This is a genomic window from Vibrio sp. HI00D65 (genome assembly GCF_001635455.1).
Taxonomy (GTDB): Bacteria; Pseudomonadota; Gammaproteobacteria; order Enterobacterales; family Vibrionaceae; genus Vibrio.
In genome coordinates this window covers 116967-134081 of sequence record NZ_LWEH01000085.1, presented here as the reverse complement: position 1 = coordinate 134081, position 17115 = coordinate 116967, and the positions used below count along the sequence as shown (strand labels likewise).

Sequence of the window (17115 nt, the reverse complement as noted above, 5' to 3'; positions counted from 1 at the left end):
AAGAAGCCACAATATGCGCTATGCAATCGTAACAAGCCCGCGTTATAAAGAAATAGGCGTCATATCAAACGTATGCGATATGACGAAGAACAGTAACAGGAACCACAATGAGTGAAATGACTCAAACTGCCGAAGAGCAGCCAATTGATGAGTTGGTGGGCTGGGTCAAGCAGCACGATTTTTCATTAAATTTGCCGCCAGAGCGCTTAGCATTTTTGATTGCTATCGCAGTATTAAGCAATGAAAGGTTCGATGAAGAGTTGGACGAGGGTGAACTGCATGATGCATTTACTATTGTCACTCGACTGTTTGAAGATACTGGTGAAGCGTCAGCGTTTCGCGCTAATAACGCAATCAATGAGTTGGTTAAACAGAAGTTGATTAGCCGCTTTACCAGCGAAATTACCGATGGCGCAAGCATCTACCGCTTGTCCCCGTTGGCTATTGGTATCTCAGATTATTATTTACGTCACCGTCAGTTCTCTAAATTAAAACTGTCTATCCAACTTTCAATGGTTGCGGACGAAATGGCAAAAGCCATTGAAGCTGCCCAAAAAGGTGGAACGCCAGGGCATTGGAGAAAGAACGTTTACGGCGTGCTCAAGTATTCTGTTGGTGAAATTTTCGATCAGATTGATCTTAACCAACGTGTTATGGATGAGCAACAACAGACTGTAAAACAACAGATTGCCGACCTTCTTAATAAAGATTGGCGTGAAGCGATCAACAACTGTGAAGTCTTGCTGTCAGAAACCTCTGCCACGCTAAAAGAGTTGCAAGATACCTTGCAAGCGGCAGGTGATGAACTGCAAACGCAGATCCTCGATATCCAAGAAATAGTTTACGGTGACGACGAACTTGAGTTTATTGGCGAAACCCTGTTTGGTCTGCAAATGAAGCTCGACCGAATTACAAGCTGGGGCCAACAAGCGATTGATCTGTGGATCGGCTATGACCGTCACGTTCATAAGTTTATCCGTACCGCGATTGATATGGATAAGAACCGTGCCTTCAGCCAACGCCTACGTCAATCTGTGACTGAATACTTTGATGCGCCTTGGCTACTGACGTATGCCGACGCTGAAAAACTAACCGACCTTCGTGATGAAGCTCTTGTGCTTCGTGATGACGAAGTAACGGGACAAGCACCACTCGACGTAGAGTATGAAGAATTTGAGCAAGTGAACGATCTGCTGTCTGAAAAAATCGCAGATATGTTGAAAGCTCACAAACAGCAAGGTGCGCCAATCGATCTTGGCCTTGTGTTACGCGATTATCTCGCTGAGCACCCTCGCACACACCATTTTGATTTAGCCAGAATTGTTGTCGACCAAGCGGTGCGCTTAGGTTACTCACAGTCTGACTATCAGGCTATTCAGCCAGATTGGCAGGCAATCAACGATTTCGGTGCAAAGGTACAAGCCAATGTCATTAACAAGTACTGATGATTACATGCCAGAGAAACTGGTAAAAGCGATAGCGAACCCACTGTTCCCTGCGCTAGACAGTATGCTGCGTTCAGGTAAGCATATTTCAACAGAAGACCTAGATAACCACGCGTTACTTTCTGACTTTGAAGTTGAGCTTCAGCATTTCTACCAACGCTACAACACAGAACTTGTGAAAGCACCGGAAGGTTTTTTCTATCTGCGTCCACGTTCTACGTCTTTGATCGGCCGTAGTGTGTTGTCTGAGTTAGACATGCTTGTTGGTAAGGTATTGTGTTTCTTATATCTGAGTCCAGAACGTTTGGCTCACGAAGGTATTTTCACTAATCAAGAGTTGTTTGAAGAGCTAATGGCACTAGCTGATGAGAAAAAACTCATGAAGCTAGCAACAAACCGTGCATCTGGCTCTGACTTAGACAAAGAAAAACTGTTTGAAAAAGTGCGTACTTCTTTGCGTCGTTTACGTCGTATCGGCATGTTGATTGCGATTGGCGAAACAGGCAAATTCCGTATCAGCGAAGCGGTATTCCGTTTTGGTGCGGACGTACGTGTTGGCGATGACATGAAAGAAGCTCAACTGCGTCTTATCCGTGATGGTGAGGCTGTGGTGCATACTCAAGAGCCTAACCAAGGTAGCTTGTTGAATGAAGAGAAAGCCAAAACTGCATCAGATGTAGATGAAAACGCTCAACAAGATATTTTTAACGATCAAGCTGACTTTGACCTTGAGTCAAACGACGGCGAACAAACAAAAGTAGAAGGTGAAGCATGATTGAAAGAGGTAAGTATCAATCATTAACCATGGTCAACTGGAACGGCTTCTTCGCACGTACTTTTGATATCGATGGATTGGTTACAACGCTTTCTGGCGGTAACGGTGCAGGCAAGTCGACCACCATGGCGGCATTCATTACAGCACTTATCCCAGATCAAAGCCTTCTGCACTTCCGTAACACCACGGAAGCGGGTAGCTCACAGTCATCTCGTGATAAAGGCCTTTACGGTAAGCTTCAGCCAGGCGCATGTTATGCAGCGCTAGATGTGGTGAACTCTCGTAACCAACGCCTACTGTTTGCAGTAAAACTGCAGCAAGTTGCTGGTCGTGACAAGAAAGTAGACATCAAGCCGTTCGTTATCCAAGGCCTTCCTAGCCATGTGAAACCAACAGACGTGCTTATCCAGAACGTTTCAGACAGCCACGCACGTGTATGCCAGCTAAATGATGTGAAAGCTGCAGTTGCACAATATGAAGGTGCACATTTTAAAGCGTTCTCTTCGATTGTGGATTACCACTCACAGATGTTCGAATACGGTGTGGTACCGAAGAAACTACGTAATAGCGGTGACCGTTCTAAGTTCTACCGTCTGATTGAGGCATCACTTTACGGTGGTATCTCCAGTGCGATTACACGTTCTCTGCGTGATTACCTTCTACCGCAAAATGGTGGTGTGAAGAAAGCATTCCAAGATATGGAATCAGCACTGCGTGAGAACCGCATGACGCTAGAAGCGATCAAGACAACTCAGTCGGATCGTGACTTGTTCAAGCATTTGATCACTGAATCGACCAACTACGTGGCAGCAGACTACATGCGCCATGCGAACGATCGTCGTAACAAGCTTGATCAAACTATGAAGTTCCGTGGTGAGCTGTTTGGTTCGCGTGAAACTTTACTTGAGCAAAACAACCTGTTGAATCGAGTGCAAGAAGAGCTTGAGTTGCTGGTGGATCAAGAGTCGTCTTTAGAGCAAGACTACCAAGCGGCTTCGGATCACCTTCAATTGGTTCAAACTGCACTTCGTCAGCAAGAGAAAATTGCTCGCTACAGCGAAGATCTAGAAGAGCTTAATGAGCGTCTAGAAGAGCAGATGATGGTGGTTGAGGAAGCTCAAGAGCGAGTACTTCTTGCTGAAGAGTATGCAACTATCGCTGAAGAAGAAGTGGATAGCTTGAAAACTCAGCTTGCTGATTACCAACAAGCGTTGGATGTTCAGCAGACACGCGCACTTCAATACCAGCAAGCGGTTCATGCACTAGAGAAAACCAAGCAGTTGCTGGGTGATGAATCGATTACTGCAGAAAGTGCGTTAACTCTAGTTTCTGAGCTGAAAGCACAAGAAGAATCAAGCACACAGACTCTACTGGCAACGAAGCATAAACTAGATATGTCTTCTGCAGCTTCAGCACAGTTCGACAAAGCATTGTCTTTGGTTAAGAGCATTGTTGGTGACGTTGAGCGTAAAGAAGCGTCTCATAGCGCTAAGCAAGCTCTAGAAAAAGGCCGCAACGCTAAACACGTTGTAGAAAACGAACAGCAATGGCGTGCTCAGCACCGCGATATGGCTCGTGATGTGGCGCAGCAACGTCAAGCGAAAGAGCTGGCGACTGAATACCAAAAGCAACACAATACTTCACTGACTGACGAGGCGGTTTTCGAAGAAGAACGCGAGCGTCATGCAATGCAGATCGAAACGCTTGAGTATGCTCAAGAAGAGCTGCGTGAAGCGAAGAGTGAACAACGTCGTGTTCAGCAAAACCACGATCAAGAGATTCAAAAGCTTGAGTCAATTGCTCCTAAGTGGATCACAGCAAACGATGCGCTTGAATCGTTAAGAGATCAAACCGAAGCTGAGCTTGAAGATAGCCAAGCTGTGATGACACAAATGCAGCAAGTGCTTGAAGATGAAAAATCTCAAGCGGTGGCTAAAGATCAACTGGCAACGCGTAGAGCTGAACTTGAGCAAGAGATCGAGCGTTTAGCGTCACCTGGTGGTTCTAACGATCCTCGTTTGAAGGGCTTAGCTGACACCCTTGGTGGTGTGCTGCTTTCTGAAATCTACGACGACATCACAATTGGCGATGCACCATACTTCAGTGCGATGTATGGCCCGGCTCGTCATGCGATTGTGGTTTCTGATCTTGATGGCATCAAAGAGAAGCTGATTGATCTTGATGACTGCCCTGAAGACCTTTACATCCTTGAAGGCGATGTAGACGCGTTTGATGACAGCTCGTTCAATGCCGATGAGTTAGAAGGCGCGGTGTGTGTTCAACTGAACGATCGTCAAATGCGTTACTCTCGTTTTCCTGAGATCCCACTGTTTGGTCGTGCGGCTCGTGAGCAGCGTTTAGAGAAACTGCGTGAAGAGCGCGATGTGGTTGTTGAGAATCACGCGAAAGCTGCGTTTGACTCTCAAAAGCTGAATCGTCTATACCAAGCATTCAACAGCTTTGTCGCGAAGCACCTACACGTTGCGTTTAATGCAGATCCAGAGCAAGCACTTGCAGTCGTTCGTGAGAAACGTAACCGAGTAGTGCGCTCGTTAGTTGAACTGGATTCGAAAGAGCAACAACAACGTAGCAAGCTTCAACAAAGTAAACAGGCGATTGCTGCGCTTGATAAGTTAGCGCCTATGGTTCGTATTCTAGAAGACGAAACATTAGCTGAACGTTTGGCTGAGCTAGAAGTACAACTAGAACGTCTGAGTGAAGCTAAGTCTTACCTGAACACTCATGGCAAAGCACTTGCGTCACTAGAGCAAATCGTTTCTGCACTAGACGCTGACCCAGAGCAATTTGTAGCTTTGGAAGCTGAGTACCGTCAAGCGGACAACGCGCTGCAAACGCTAAAAGGCAAAGTGTTCGCATTGTCTGATCTGATTGAACGCCGTCACTACTTTGCTTACGCAGACTCAGTTGACCTGCTTAACAAGAGTAGTGAATTGAGTGAGCAACTGAAAGCAAAACTGGTTCAAGCAGAACAAGCTCGTGCGAAAGGCCGTGATGGCTTGAAGCAAGCTCGCGAACAGATGAACCAGTACAACCAAGTACTGGCAGCGCTGAAGAGCTCGCATCAAGCGAAGCAAGAGACTGTTCAAGAGTTCAAACAAGAACTTCAAGAGTTCGGAGTTAACGCTGATGAAGGTGCTGAAGAGCGCGCGGTTCGTCGTCGTGATGAACTTCAAGAGCGTCTGCATACTTCTCGCAGTCGCAAGAGCGAATACGAACGCACGATTACCTCAACTGAACTTGAGATGAAAGCATTGGCTAAGCGTATTAAGAAAGTACAGAAAGAATACACAGAGCTTCGTACCTTCGTGGTTGCAGCAAAAGCAGGTTGGTGTTCAGTATTGCGTTTAGCTCGTGAGAATGACGTTGAACGTCGTCTACACAAGCGTGAACTGGCTTACCTAACGGCTGGTGAACTTCGTTCAATGTCGGACAAATCACTGGGTGCACTGCGTCTGGCTGTGGCTGACAACGAAGACTTACGCGATTCACTGCGCCTATCTGAAGATAACGCGCATCCAGAACGTAAGGTTCTGTTCTACATCGCGGTTTACCAACATCTTCGTGAGCGCATTCGCCAAGACATCATTCATACGGATGATCCGGTTGAAGCAATTGAAGAGATGGAAGTTGAGCTAGCTCGATTAACAGAAGAACTGACGCAGCGTGAAAACCGTTTAGCAATCAGCTCTGAGTCGGTAGCAAGTATTATTAAGAAGACGATTCAGCGCGAGCAGAACCGTATTCGTATGCTAAACCAAGGTCTGTCAAACATTTACTTTGGTCAGGTTAAGGGCGTACGTCTGAACGTTAAGATCCGTGAAAGCCACGAAATCTTGCTATCGGGCCTAGCGACTCAACAAGAGCAGCACAAAGACCTGTTCGAAACGACCCGTTTCACCTTCTCAGAAGCGATGGCGAAGTTGTTCCAACGTGTGAACCCACACATCGATATGGGCCAACGTTCTCCGCAAGTTCTGGGTGAAGAGCTACTGGATTACCGTAACTACCTAGAACTAAGTGTTGAAGTTAACCGTGGTTCTGATGGTTGGCTACAAGCGGAATCGGGCGCGCTGTCTACCGGTGAGGCGATTGGTACTGGTCAATCTATCCTACTGATGGTGGTTCAGAGCTGGGAAGAAGAATCTCGTCGACTTCGTAGCAAAGACATTGTTCCATGTCGCTTGTTGTTCCTTGATGAAGCAGCACGTCTGGATGCGAAGTCTATCTCTACACTGTTTGAACTGTGTGACCGTCTCGGTATGCAGCTTCTGATTGCAGCGCCAGAGAACATCAGCCCAGAGAAGGGTACAACCTACAAACTGGTACGTAAGGTCTTCAAAGATCACGAACACGTACACGTTGTTGGTCTGCGTGGATTTGCTCAGAATAAGCCAGCTTCTCCTGTTCAAGAGCTCATCGAAGAAACTGGACAATAAGCACAGGCTGACCTGTTCCTACTAATTCAAAGCCCCTCATCGTAGGGGCTTTTTATGGCTCATCGCGGCTTTCCGGGGGAAAGCCGCTTTTATCTTCAAGAAGAAGTAGTCTGTATCTCGATACCCATATCCCATTCGCTTGATTAGCTTTATCTTGTTGTTTATCCCTTCCAATGTGCATGTGTTAAGCGGATAACTTGCCGATGCTTTAATGCCGTGAAGATAAGGACTCAGTTTTCGTGTGAACTCTTTCAATGGCTTAATTCCATTCTCCTGTACTTGTGCCCACCACGCCTCCCAGAGCCCTTTAGCATGTGCTTCTGATTCACAATACCAAAGCTCTTTGAGCTGTGCTCCGAGTATATAAGTGGTCATTAAGTCCTTATTGATATTCGATATTTCAGTAGGATAGCTGTCTTGTCGTGTATTTAAGTTGCCTCTATCCATCACCTCACGAGCGAACTTAGCAACAACGTGGGATAAGTCGTAAACGATTTTTGCGATCGGGCAGTGCGCTTGAACTTCAAGGTCAAAAGGCGTATTCATGTCCATCGCGACCGCTTCGATATTGCTGCTATGCTTACCTAACAGATCAAGAATGGACGTATGTCCTTGCGGCTACGACCTAACCCTATCCAAATGACTTGGTGAGTCTTAGCGTCAGCGATGACAGTGGCATATCGATGCCCTTTAAAGATGGCGAACTCGTCCATGACGAGTTGCGTTAACTTCTCCAATTTCACTGAAGGTACAACTTGGCGAAGTCGACGTTTATCTATCTCTTTAATGATGTGCCAATGAACGCTCGTTAACTCGGATATATGCTTGATGGGAAGAAGAGGCAGTAGTTGTTCTATATGGCTTTTTAGGCGCTTCGTTATACGAGCATAAGGCTCCAACCAAGATAAAGCCTCTGTTTTTATGCCGCATTCACGGCACTTAATCCTTCGAGTTTGCACGGAAAGTTCAACAGGAACACCGAGCAACATGGCTTCTTTTACATGACGCCATCAATACTCATGGATAGCCTGGGCCTCGAGACCACAAGAGCATTTCGCCTCAGAGTTAGGTTTAAGAGTTAGGGTAATAAGTGAGGATGTCTGGTGAGACTTTACTAGTTTAAGAGCTTTCCAGAATGAAGATAGGAAAGTATGATTCGGCATTAAAACGGTAGTTTGTGTATGATTTTTGTTTGGCGACTAAACCATATCACTTACTACCGTTTTTGTTTTTAGTTCCCGTTAATCCGCGATGAACCTTTTTTATTGAGCTTGGCAATTATTGAGTTAGCAACTGATAGATTTCTCTGTTCAGTTCTAGACTTAGCTTGAAACAATCTCATTACTATGAACACCAAATTGTTTCGCAGCGTAAGCAACACGTTCTGCAGGTTTTGGGTATTCAGCGGGTGTACCAAGGTTTTCTATATGCTGTAATCTAGGAAGTAGACCTGCGCCGTTGGCAATTTGGATAGCCAAACCTGGACGTGCGTTAAGCTCAAGTACCATTGGGCCTTCTTCTTGGTCTAGAACCATATCCGTACCCATGTAACCTAAGCCAGTCATTTCCCAAGCGCTCGATGCAAGAGTCAGCAGCTTTTTCCAATGAGGAACTTGCAGCAGTGCCAGTTCTTTACCTGTATCTGGGTGGTGCGTCACCGGTTGGTCAAACTGAACTGCTCGCACGGCTTTGCCTGTTGCGATGTCGATACCTACACCCACGGCACCTTGGTGAAGGTTAGCCTTGCCATCAGAAGCTGACGTTGAAAGACGCATCATCGCCATGACAGGGTAGCCTTTGAATACGATGATACGCACGTCTGGTACACCTTCATAACTGAAACCGTCAAAACATTCGTCAAACTTAATCAGGTTTTCTACAACGGCAACGTCGTTCTTACCACCTAGCGAGAATAGTCCCGCTAGTGCATTACTGATGTGACGCTCTACGTCTTGTTCGTTAATGGTAGAGCCAGAAGGCTTAGTGTAAACGCCGTCCTTGTGTGAGGTGATAACAAGGATGCCCTTACCCCCACTTCCTTGAGCTGGCTTGATTACAAAACCCGGCCATTCTTTAACCATTTTGTGGATTGTCTTTACTTCAGCTTGGTGACTGATCACGCCGATAAGTTTAGGTACTGTCGCACCTGCTTGTTCAGCAATGATTTTAGTCTTTAGCTTGTCATCTACTAACGGATATTTGGAGCGATCATTGTAGCGACCAATATAGCTATGGTTACGCTTGTTCATCCCCATAATGCCTTTGTCTTTCAACTTAAACGGCGAAGTAAACTGTTCAAACATAACTTAATCCTCCGCTAACGGTTTAAAGCGACGTAGCTCAGTTAAGCGGTAACCAGTGTAAGTGCCTAGTAGTAAAATACCACCTAGGACAATCAGTTGTAGACCGATAAAGTTAAATGTTAGGTGTTGAATGAACGGGTTAGTCATTGCTAAGTAAACAAGTACGGCAGTCAATAGTGAGCCACCACCTTGAAGAACCACTTCTTTCGCGCCTTCTTCTTCCCATAGGATAGACATGCGTTCGATAGTCCAAGATAGGATGATCATTGGGAAGAACGTAATAGAAAGACCTTCAGTCAGACCCACTTTGAAAGCAACTACGGTAAACACGGAAATAATCATGATTACCGTTATAATCACCGCAGATATCCTGGCAACCAGTAAGAGGTTAAGCTTGGATAAGTAGCTACGAATAATAAGGCCTGTGCCGACAATCAGTAAGAAACCAACAATACCCGTAACCAGTTGTGTTTGAACAAAGGCTACTGCAATCAGAACTGGCATAAAGGTACCAGATGTTTTCAATCCGATGATGACACGTAAGAACACAACTATCAGAGCACCGATTGGGATTAGCATGATGGTTTTAAACATCGCTTGCTCTTCTAGCGGTAGGCTGTGAATCGATAGGTTCAATAATTGGTCTGCAGAGACTTTGCTATTGGTTGCTTCAGTAGGCGTAATGTCTTGAGCAATCATCGAGAAGTGAACTTTACTGTTTTGACCACCAACAACATCTAATAGAGATACGTTCGACTCGTCCCAGATAAGTAGATTTGGTTGAACTTGCTGTTCGCTTGATTCAGGGGAGAACAGAATCCACTGATCGTTATCCCAAACTTGGATCATGTTCTGAATAGATTGACGACGGCGACCATCTTCTAGCTCGATTACACCAACCACTTTGTTGTGGATTTTTGCTGCCGAAAGTAGCTTGTGTGTCGCTTCTACTTTGGTCATGTTGTTCAGAAGCAGCGCTGAGTTTTGGCTGTCTGGATCGTTCAGCGTTTTGATGAGCTCACGCGTGAAGGTTAGGTTGTCCGCTGAACGCTTGGTTGCGCGGTCAATCAAAGCAATCGATGCTGCTTCTTCTGGTCCGTCGAAGCTTGGTTGAGCAACTTCACCTTCTGGTGGGTTCTCAGTAACTTTTGCTTGGCTATCGACTAAGAATTGAGTTTTGTAGTAGATGGTTTGTGGGCCGTCAGCATAGCGGATAGACCATTCAGCGCGGCGGCCGGAGTCGGTATTCAAGTAAGAGATACCGTAGCCTGGTGATGAAGCTGACTCGCTGATGAGTGTGTAGTTAGACTGAGTGTGAGGAGCCGCTAATGAAACCTTCGCTTCTTTGCCTACAGCATTGAATTCGATACGAGCTTCAATGTCCCACACCTGTCTGGTTTCTCCTGGAGTCCAAGGAACACCATAGGTCGTATGTCTGAACATACTCAGTGTTATACCTGCTGCAATGAGCAGGAAAATAGAGATATAAAATGGAATTCGTGACGTCATAGCTTACCCTACTATTGTTATTTGGCTTCCGTTTGTACGTACTGTTTACTTACATCTACTAGCGCTATGTCTTTGATAAATTCGCGCCCTAGTAATACAGGGTGACTCATTTGAGAGCGATCCGCCAATGTAAATTGCGCTTTTTCATGGATTTTTCCAACTTTAACCCATAATTCGATTACAGCTCGGCGTTCTGCTTGGTCGGTCGTAGACTGACGGATTTTCACATAACGTACAACAGGCGCTTCAATCCATTTTTGATCTTCTGTCGCTTGTGATTTATCAGCTAGGTGAAATCGTACCCAATCTTTGCCATTGCGTTCAAATTCTTTGATATCAACAGCATTCAAAGAGGATGTTGTGGCACCTGTATCAACACGAGCATCGAAGCTTTGTTTGATAGAGTCGATAGATACTTTTTCGATGCCGCCAAGGATTGTAGGCTGTGAAGTTGGAGCAACAGCAGCCGCTGCAACTGCGACTGGCTCTTCTTCCAGCTCTTCAATCACTTTGTGTTCCATGCTGTTTAGGTGAACATCAAGCTGTTGGGAAAGGGTTGTGATTTCGTCTTCTAAGCTTTCAATGTAATCACTTTGATTGCTTAGTTGCAGTTCTAGATTTTGAACCTTATTTGCGATGTTTGTCTCTGAGCGGGCAATAGCGTCGAGAGTTTCTTGGTGGTAGGCCGCACCGTTAGTTAGGGTACACCCAGAGAGCAAACCAACCGCCACAATTGGCGATAATCGCTTAAACATAAAAAAACCTTTGAAAAATTGGATAATAGTTCAGACTATTTAGAAGTTTAGCCCACAAAAAAGGATGCGTGAAGCATCCTATTGTAAGAGTCTGGTCATATTGAGTCGCAGTGTGGGTGCTACGACAATTATTGCTATTTGAAATAGCTCATTTATTAAACTTTGGTCAGGTTTAGAAAATAAATGAGCTTTAGAGACAAATTTTGTTACGGCGCAATTTAGGCTTTTAAATTTTAAGTTTATGGCTTGGTTGCGATAAGGATAGCGCGTCTCGGCGCAGGGTGACCTTCAACAGTTTTTCTTGGGTCGTTTGGATCCAGGTAATCGGGCAGAGAGTTGTGTGTCATCCACTCAGTTGTGCGCTGTTCACCAATTGTCGTAACATTCTCATCCACGATGCGTACATCTTTAAAGCCAACTTGTTCAAGCCAGCGTTTCAGTGCACGAGCAGAAGGGAAGAAGTACACATTTCTCATCTGTGCGTAGCGATCAACAGGCACTAACACTGCGTTCTCATCGCCTTCAATCACTAGAGTCTCCAGCACTAATTCACCGCCAGACACTAATTGGTCCTTCAGTTGAATTAGGTGATCCAGTGGAGAACGACGGTGGTACAGCACACCCATACTGAAGACCGTGTCATAGGCTTCAAGTTTTGGTAGCTGTTCGATACCTAAAGGTAGAAGGTGAGCACGTTGGTCGTTGCCCATTAACTTACGAATAGCTTCAAATTGAATCAAGAATAGGTGAGAAGGATCAATACCCACAGTTAAGCGTGCCCCTTCACCTAACATGCGCCACATGTGGTAGCCGTTACCACAGCCAACATCTAGCACCGAGCGGTTCTTCAATGGAGAAATATGTGGAAGCACACGATCCCATTTCCAGTCACTGCGCCATTCTGTATCGATATGGATGTCGTGAACGGTATAAGGACCTTTTCTCCACGGGTGGAACGTCTTCAATAAGCTTTCTAGCTTTTTCAGTTCACCTGTGTGGTATGGCGTAGAACTACCAATCGTCACTGAATTTTTCAGGTCGACTTGATCTGGTACGTCTTGTGGAATCTTGTTTAACGCACGTAACCAACGATCGAAATCACCGTGCTCTGCATTTTGCCAATCCGTCAGTTGCTGTGGCAAAACATTGAGCCACGGCTGTAGGCGAGTATCTTGGGCAATAAGTTGATAAAAATTGGCAAAATTAAACATAGTTTTTCACTGAATTGGTGGTGTAAAAGTTATCGTGTCATTCACTACCGTGAGGATGACGTTCTAGTCCGAGCTAACCGGGTTTGTGCGCTACTTAATCGCGAACATTGATCCAAAGTTAAAGCATTGGAACCATACTTCGCTGCTTGAGAAGCCAATCTTATCAAAGCGCTCTCTGTGCACTGGGATAGAGTCTGGGCGCATCACGTTTTCAATCGCGCTGCGTTTTTGGCTTACTTCAAGTTCGCTGTATCCGTTGGCCCTTTTGAAATCATGGTGCAGATCGATAAGCAGTTCGTTCGAACTTTCATCTTCGAATACGTATTTCTCAGACAAGATTAGAATTCCGCCTGGGCGCAGGCCGGCATGAATTTTCTCAAGTAAAGCATAGCGGTCGTCTGGCGATAGGAACTGCAGCGTGAAGTTAAGCACCACGACCGAAGCATCTTTGATTTCGACTTCGCGGATATCGGCTTCGATCACTTCTACAGGCGTGTCACTGCGGTAAGCGTTCACGTGTAATTTGCAGCGCTCAACCATCGCTTCCGAGTTATCGATAGCGAAAATTGTGCAGCCTTCTTGCTGGATGTGACGACGCATGGAAAGTGTTGCAGCGCCAAGAGAACAACCTAGGTCATAAACGTTTGAATGCGGTTTTACGAAACGCTCCGCTAACATACCGATAGCTGAGATGATGTTGCTGTAGCCAGGAACTGAGCGTTGAATCATATCCGGGAATACTTCTGCGACCCTTGCATCAAAGGTGAAGTCTCCAATTTTATCAATAGGAGCGGAAAAGATGTTGTCTTTGTTGCTCATGGCATTCTCTCTCGACAGTCAGCGTTATTGGTATAAAACTCTTACCAAATAAAAGGGGGCATATTTTACGAAAAAATAGGACTGCTGTCACGAAAACTCAGATTACTGCCAAGGATTACTGTTGTATGTACAAGAAACCTCAAAACATCGAGATTTGATGATTGCCTTTCTGAGCTGGAAATTGTTCCAGGTCAGGTAGTAGGAGTGACGTATTTTCAGATACTTGCTTTTGTAATAACCCATAGATGGCGATTGCGAGTTCTGGTGCATGATTGTTGTCTGGGGTGTGGATCATTAAGTAGGGTTGTTTGCCTTCACTTAGCCACTGTGGAATTTTGCTAAACCAAGGCTTGAAAAATTCGATATTTGGCGCTTGGTCAGGGTGACCAATAAATCGAATCATTGGATTGTTGGCCGTCGCAATGGCATGAACGGGCACGCGTGGTTTTTTCTGGTGCGCATCGATTACCGCTTCTGTGGTTGGCAGCGCAGAAAAGACAGGGCGGCTATCCATAATGATGCGGTTAATACCTTCTTCGACAAGCCATTGGTTAAAGCGTTTTTCAGCATCGCCTTTATCAAAGAAACCCAAATGGCGAACTTCAACGCCGAGCTGCATCTGCTTTGGAAACAAAGTGCAAAATTTTTGCAGAGTGGGAAGCATGCTCGGTTCAAAACTGTGTGGTAGCTGTATGGTCCACTGACCTATGCGACCATGTAGGGGTGACATCGTTATTAAGAACTCTTTGAGCTCGGCTTGGCAGTGTCTAAGTTGTTGCTGGTGGGTGATAAACTTGGGCAGTTTAAAGGTGAACCTGAAGTCATCGTGGCTTGCCGCTTTCCAGTTATGCACGGTAGTCATACTCGGCGTCGCGTAAAAGGTCGTATTGCCCTCTACGGTATGGAAAACTTGAGTGTACTTTTCAAGGCGCTCTGCGGGTTTGGTGCCTTTACCGTAGAACTGACTTTGCCACTCAGAATGAGACCACATGGTTAATCCAAGTCTTAGAGGTAAAGTGTCCATCGTTTTTGCATCATTAGTCATCACATTACTGCTTTTAATCGAAATGAAAATCTACTGTACGAGACTTTTGCTGATTAAGGTATTTTCGAGATATAATTATCGCAATTTTTTTGTTTTGGTGAATCTTTGCGCGTTTGATGAGCTAAAAAGCAGCAAAGCCAGATAAAACACAATAAATTCGAGTGTGGAAGGTCGATTTTAACCGAGTTTCCGCGTATAAATGATTCCTTGCTTTGTTAGGTAAAAAGCTCTGTAGGGCTATTTTAACACCTACAGCTTGGAAATTAGTAAATTATTAAGAGATTGGGAAATTCATTATGCGTACCCATTACTGTGGTAACCTGAACAAGTCCCTGGCGGGACAAACTGTAGAATTGTGCGGCTGGGTAAACCGTCGCCGTGATTTAGGCGGTCTTATCTTTATTGATATGCGTGATCGTGAAGGCATCGTTCAGGTTGTTGTCGATCCAGATATGAAAGATATCTTCTCGATCGCTAACCAACTGCGTAATGAATTCTGTATCAAATTTACTGGTGAAGTGCGTGTTCGTCCTGACAGCCAAGTAAATAAAGATATGGCTACAGGTGAAGTAGAACTTTACGCGACTGGTCTAGAGATCATCAACCGTTCAGAAGCGCTTCCACTAGACTTCAACCAAACGAACTCTGAAGAACAGCGTCTTAAGTACCGTTACATCGATCTTCGTCGTCCAGAAATGAGCGATCGCATCAAGCTTCGTGCTCGTGCATCTAGCTTCGTTCGTCGTTTTCTAGACGAGAACCTGTTCCTAGATATCGAAACACCAGTACTAACTAAAGCGACTCCAGAAGGTGCCCGTGACTACCTAGTACCAAGCCGTGTTCACAAAGGCAGCTTCTACGCGCTTCCTCAATCTCCTCAGCTGTTCAAGCAACTACTGATGATGTCTGGTTTCGACCGTTACTACCAAATCGTTAAATGTTTCCGTGATGAGGATTTACGTGCTGACCGTCAGCCTGAATTTACTCAGATCGATATCGAAACATCATTCATGTCTTCTCAAGAAGTACGTAACATCACTGAAAAGCTGGTTCACGATATGTGGAAAGAGCTTCTAGATGTAGAACTAGGTCAATTCCCAGTAATGCCTTTCTCTGAAGCGATTCGTCGTTTCGGCTCTGATAAGCCAGATCTACGTAACCCACTAGAGCTTGTTGACGTTGCTGACCTAGTTAAAGACGTTGAGTTCAAAGTATTCTCTGGCCCAGCTAACGACGAAAAAGGTCGTGTAGCGGTTATTCGTGTTCCAGGTGGTGCTAAGCTAACTCGTAAGCAAATCGACGGTTACGCAGAGTACGTCAACATCTACGGCGCGAAAGGTCTAGCTTGGATGAAGGTTAACGACCGTGCAGCAGGCATGGAAGGTATCCAATCTCCAGTTGCTAAATTCCTAAGCGAAGAGGTAATCAACGGTATTCTAGATCGCACTGAAGCTGAATCTGGCGATATCATTCTGTTTGGCGCAGACAAAGCTGGCATCGTTGCTGAAGCAATGGGCGCACTTCGTCTTAAACTAGGTACAGACCTAGAGCTAACAGATACATCAGCATGGGCTCCACTGTGGGTTGTTGACTTCCCAATGTTTGAAGAAGACGGTGAAGGTAACCTACACGCAATGCACCACCCATTCACATCTCCACTAGGTGTGACTGCGGAAGAGCTAAAAGCAAACCCAGCAGCGGCAAACTCTGACGCATACGACATGGTAATCAACGGCTACGAAGTTGGCGGTGGTTCTGTACGTATTCACAACGCAGAGATGCAAACGGCTGTATTCGGTATCCTAGGTATAGAAGAGAAAGAGCAACAAGAGAAGTTTGGCTTCCTACTAGATGCTCTTCAATACGGTACTCCACCACACGCTGGTCTAGCATTCGGTCTTGACCGTCTAGCAATGCTACTTTGTGGTACTGAGAACATCCGTGACGTTATTGCATTCCCGAAAACAACAGCTGCAGCATGTCTACTAACAGACGCGCCAAGCCTAGCAAACCCAGCATCTCTGGAAGAGCTAGCAATCACAGTTAAAGCAGCACAAAAAGAAGAGTCGGCTGAATAAGCTAAGAACTCTATCTTTTAAGTGACTCTTTATTGGAGTGACTTTTGCTTATATAAATAAAAATGCCCGTTAATTTAACGGGCATTTTTTTTATCGTTCGATATACTAAGCTGATAAAGCATGTATAAATAATCAGTACTAGAAGTTATGTCTATTATCTTGGGGATTGACCCCGGCTCTCGCATTACCGGCTACGGTGTAATTCGTCAAAATGGTCGCCATCTGCATTACTTGGGCAGTGGGTGTATCCGTACCTCGGAAAAAGAGCTTCCTGGCCGACTTAAGCAGATCTACGCTGGGGTAAGTGAAATCATTACTCAGTTTCAGCCGGATGTATTTGCCATTGAGCAGGTCTTCATGGCAAAGAATGCGGATTCGGCACTTAAGTTAGGTCAGGCTCGTGGTAGCGCAATTGTGGCCGCTGTAAATGCAGATTTGCCGGTTCATGAATACGCCGCTCGTTTGATTAAACAGGCGGTGACCGGTAATGGTGGTGCTGATAAGTCTATGGTTCAGAGTATGGTAATGAGTATGCTTAAGTTACCAGCGAGACCACAAGCAGATGCTGCCGATGCGTTAGGCGTAGCGATCACTCACGCCAACACCAACAAAACCTTGATTGCGCTGGCAGGTAAAGTGACAGGTGCAAGAAAAGGGCGCTATCGTTAACTCTCTCCTCCAGTTAGCTTCCAGCATATACACTTCCTCTTTTTACGTC

Annotated in this window: 11 protein-coding genes and 1 pseudogene; 5 read left to right on the top strand and 7 right to left on the bottom strand. The window is 45.4% G+C overall.

Annotation, left to right across the window (positions count from 1 at the left end; genetic code table 11):
• Positions 1 to 107 precede the first annotated feature (107 nt).
• The 3 genes from mukF to mukB are packed head-to-tail and all read left to right on the top strand — an operon-like array spanning position 108 to position 6677.
• On the top strand, positions 108 to 1445 hold the full coding sequence (gene mukF, locus A3712_RS08570) for a chromosome partition protein MukF (RefSeq protein WP_063523083.1): 1338 nt from the start codon (positions 108 to 110) through the stop codon (positions 1443 to 1445).
• Complete coding sequence (mukE, locus tag A3712_RS08565; RefSeq protein ID WP_063523082.1) at positions 1426 to 2220, top strand: chromosome partition protein MukE; 795 nt, start codon at positions 1426 to 1428, stop codon at positions 2218 to 2220. Before mukF ends, mukE begins: the two co-directional genes overlap by 20 nt.
• A complete protein-coding gene (mukB, locus tag A3712_RS08560; protein ID WP_063523081.1) occupies positions 2217 to 6677 on the top strand; it encodes a chromosome partition protein MukB in 4461 nt (1486 codons plus the stop codon). The genes mukE and mukB overlap by 4 nt, the downstream gene beginning before the upstream one ends.
• Positions 6678 to 6713: 36 nt before the next feature.
• On the opposite strand, the pseudogene A3712_RS08555 reads toward mukB, so the two are convergent.
• From A3712_RS08555 to A3712_RS08525, 7 genes and pseudogenes are all read right to left on the bottom strand, one after another.
• Positions 6714 to 7840: pseudogene (locus tag A3712_RS08555) on the bottom strand (transposase).
• 159 nt (positions 7841 to 7999) lie between these two features.
• A complete protein-coding gene (locus tag A3712_RS08550) occupies positions 8000 to 8980 on the bottom strand; it encodes an alpha-L-glutamate ligase-like protein (RefSeq protein WP_063523080.1) in 981 nt (326 codons plus the stop codon).
• A 3-nt stretch (positions 8981 to 8983) separates the two neighbouring features.
• On the bottom strand, positions 8984 to 10489 hold the full coding sequence (locus A3712_RS08545) for an inactive transglutaminase family protein (protein ID WP_063523079.1): 1506 nt from the start codon (positions 10487 to 10489) through the stop codon (positions 8984 to 8986).
• A 17-nt stretch (positions 10490 to 10506) separates the two neighbouring features.
• Complete coding sequence (locus A3712_RS08540) at positions 10507 to 11244, bottom strand: ATP-dependent zinc protease family protein (protein WP_063523078.1); 738 nt, start codon at positions 11242 to 11244, stop codon at positions 10507 to 10509.
• Positions 11245 to 11483: 239 nt separating this feature from the next.
• Positions 11484 to 12455 carry a tRNA 5-methoxyuridine(34)/uridine 5-oxyacetic acid(34) synthase CmoB gene (gene cmoB / locus A3712_RS08535; protein ID WP_063523077.1) on the bottom strand — a complete coding sequence of 324 codons (972 nt, stop codon included), beginning with the start codon at positions 12453 to 12455 and terminating at the stop codon, positions 11484 to 11486.
• Positions 12456 to 12545: 90 nt separating this feature from the next.
• Positions 12546 to 13274, bottom strand: coding sequence for a carboxy-S-adenosyl-L-methionine synthase CmoA (gene cmoA, locus A3712_RS08530; RefSeq protein ID WP_063523076.1), 729 nt, complete (start codon positions 13272 to 13274; stop codon positions 12546 to 12548).
• 139 nt (positions 13275 to 13413) lie between these two features.
• Positions 13414 to 14319, bottom strand: coding sequence for a DUF72 domain-containing protein (locus A3712_RS08525; RefSeq protein WP_082856200.1), 906 nt, complete (start codon positions 14317 to 14319; stop codon positions 13414 to 13416).
• Positions 14320 to 14615: 296 nt separating this feature from the next.
• Here A3712_RS08525 and aspS point away from each other — a divergent pair, with 296 nt between their 5' ends.
• Positions 14616 to 16397 (top strand): aspartate--tRNA ligase, encoded by a 1782-nt coding sequence (gene aspS / locus A3712_RS08520; RefSeq protein ID WP_063523075.1) that lies wholly within the window; start codon positions 14616 to 14618, stop codon positions 16395 to 16397.
• A 147-nt stretch (positions 16398 to 16544) separates the two neighbouring features.
• Positions 16545 to 17066 carry a crossover junction endodeoxyribonuclease RuvC gene (gene ruvC / locus A3712_RS08515; RefSeq protein WP_063523074.1) on the top strand — a complete coding sequence of 174 codons (522 nt, stop codon included), beginning with the start codon at positions 16545 to 16547 and terminating at the stop codon, positions 17064 to 17066.
• Positions 17067 to 17115 lie beyond the last annotated feature (49 nt).